Source organism: Kitasatospora sp. NPDC024654, from assembly GCF_055559155.1.
This window is the reverse complement of sequence record NZ_JBVHLF010000036.1, coordinates 80,438-83,060: the sequence shown is the minus strand read 5'-3', so window position 1 is coordinate 83,060 and position 2,623 is coordinate 80,438. Positions and strand designations below refer to the sequence as shown.

General features: G+C 71.3%; 2 protein-coding genes and 1 pseudogene. All 3 read left to right on the top strand.

The features are described from left to right. Window positions 1-722 precede the first annotated feature (722 nt). The gene (locus ACZ38L_RS21800; protein ID WP_465696018.1) at window positions 723-872 is read left to right on the top strand and encodes a hypothetical protein; all 150 of its coding nucleotides are present in this window, start codon (window positions 723-725) and stop codon (window positions 870-872) included. A 161-nt stretch (window positions 873-1,033) separates the two neighbouring features. Beyond that, entirely contained in the window at window positions 1,034-1,921 is an 888-nt protein-coding gene (locus tag ACZ38L_RS21795; protein WP_465696017.1) for a hypothetical protein, read from the top strand. Window positions 1,922-1,985: 64 nt separating this feature from the next. Beyond that, window positions 1,986-2,623: pseudogene (locus ACZ38L_RS21790) on the top strand (FG-GAP repeat domain-containing protein); the annotation flags it as partial.

Here is a 2,623-nt window from a genome sequence, read left to right as displayed (position 1 = left end):
CCGGGCCGTCCGCCTACCCAGACACACCGCAACGGCGCCAACGGCCAGCACAGAGATCAACTGACCAGCCGTCGGCCACTACCTGCGGATTCGGGTCTGAGCCGCGCCGTCGGTTCACGGTTGGTCGTGGATCGGCGGGGGTGTCTTCCGTGTTGTTCCACTGCCGGTTCTGCGGGATCGGCAGGCCGGTGGCGACAGCTGTCCGGTGCGCCCACACCGTCGGCCCTGTCCTGGTGCGGGGTGCGGAGTAACCGGTCCCCGCGCCGGCCGCGACCGGCCGTCCGCACCACGAATCGCTTCACTGCTCGCCGCACGATGTCCTCTGTCGTGCTGGGTCGGTACCCGGCTGATCCTGCCAGCCGCCGACATGCGGCTGACCGATGCCCCCGACCCGGCGAGGAGCGGGCGCCGATCGACCGAGCCCGGCTGCGCCACCGCTCGACGGCCGCCACGGATGCCGCGTCCACTGCCCGTGGATCCCGCCCGCCTGTTCACCCTGTCCCGCCACGAGCGGCTGCTGTCCGCTTCCGGCCCAGGTGGACTGAACGGGCCAGGGCCGGTTCAGTCCACCTGATCCGCCTTCCACCGGCCCTGGATCCCGACGAAGCTGGTACTCGCCAGCAGGGAACTACCGCCCGGCGGGCAACACCGGACGAGGCGTCACCGCGGGACGCGGCACCGGATCGCCGTCACCTCCAGCTACCCAGAACGGGGTTACGATCATGCTCCGCACCGCCAGGGCCGCCGCGGTCGCCACGCCCGCCCGCGCCGCCGCTCTCCTGATCCCCGCGGCCGCCGACGCCGCCACCTCGCGGGGCGCCGTCGCCACCAGCGTCACCGCGCCCCCGAAAGACACGAGCTGGGGCAGCTGACCCCGAGGCGGTTCTCCCCGCTCCACCCGCGGCCACTCCAGACCGCTGCTCCTGCAGGGCAGCCGTCCCTCTCGGCCGCGCGGACTCCGCTGAGCGCCACGCTCCCTCATCGATCGCCAGGCCGACGGGTCAGCCATGCCCGAATCAAGGAGAAGTTCACCGTGAAGCTCAAGAAGTCGGCAGTGCTTCGGACCACTGCCGCCCTGTCCGTCCTCACCGCCGGCGCGGTGGTGACGGTGGCCCTCACCACTGGCACACACTCCACCGCCCTCGACCTGGCCGGTGCTCCGGTCAGCCCGCCGGCCTCGGTCAGCGCTTCGGCGGGCCCGCCGGCCCCGGTCAGCGCGCCGGCGGCCGGCTCACCCACCGTCACCGCGTCGTCGAGCACCGCCGGGTCGCCGGGCGCCTCGGGGGCGGCCAAGCCCGCGGTGCCCGCACCCAGCGGCGGCCCGGCGGGTTCCGCTGCCGCGCCGAACTCGGTGGCCGCACCGCCGGCCCCGCTGCCCGCCGCCCAACTGCCTGACAGCACGGCGGCCCAGTGGAAGCCGATCGCCCCGCCGCACACCCAGCCCGTCCACCACCAGATCCAGCTCAACGAGTGCGCCGTCGTGAACGCTGCCGCGACCTGGCAGCAACAGGGCTACGTCAGCTCCTTCGACACCCCTGCCATCCAGGACTCGTTCACCTTCGCCGACGCTGCCGCCGCCCAGGACTCCTACCGCGCGGTGCTCGCCGCGATGGACGGCTGCCAGGCCAAGTCAGCCGCCCTGCAGACCGCTTCGAAGATCACCCCGGATGCGCAGGTGAGCCGGACCGCGACCACCGCGGACGGTGCCGCCTACGCCCGCCAGTGGACCGGAGTGGCTCCGCTCTCCGCTCCTGGCCGCCAGACCAACCACATCTACGTGGTCCAGCGCGGCAGCGTGCTGACGGTCCTCCAGTACGCGGTGCCGGCCACCACGACCGGTGCCACCCCTCAGACGCCCGTTGACGACGCGAAGCAACTCGCCGTCATCGAAGCACAGTTGACGACCTCTACGAGTAACTGACCAGCGGTCACCTCATCCGCCGTACGCGTGGTTCGCCAACCCGCACCCCCAGAAAGGGCTCGCCTTGTCCCGCTTCTCCCGACACTCCCTGCGCACTCTCGCCGCCGTGGTCGCCACCGGTGCCGCCGCCTCCCTGTTCACCGCGGCTCCGCAGGCGCACGCCACCTCCGGCATCGGCGGTCAGATCACCCGCAGCGAGGTGCTGGCCCGCGCCCAGTACTGGGTCGACAACCACGTCCCGTATAACCAGGGCGGCTACGCCGCGGACCCCCAGGGCACCACCTACCGAGAGGACTGTTCCGGCTACGTGTCGATGGCCTGGCACCTCAACTCCAGCCTGGTCACCTCGACCCTGCCGAGCGTCTCCACCCAGGAGAACTTCTCCGACCTCAAGTCCGGCGACATCCTCGACTACACCGCCGAGCACACCTTCCTGTTCGCCAACTGGACCAACCAGGCCAACGGTGACTTCACCTACTACGCCGAGAGCAACTCCAACGACCCGACGCACGGCCCGACCTCGGCCAACATCAACAGCTCCAGCCTGGAGGGCTGGCCGACCAGCTACTACGGCGCCTACCGCTACAACAACATCGTCGACGACGCGCCGGCGGCTCCGCGTCCGGCGCGGGTGGCGGCTGGGGACTTCAACGGTGATGGCAAGCTGGACGTGGTCGGTATCGACGCGAACAGCAACATGCA

Excerpts from the sequence above, each read along its gene's own strand:
- ACZ38L_RS21800 (WP_465696018.1), top strand. The coding sequence starts at position 723 with ATGCTCCGCACCGCCAGGGCCGCCGCGGTCGCCACGCCCGCCCGCGCC.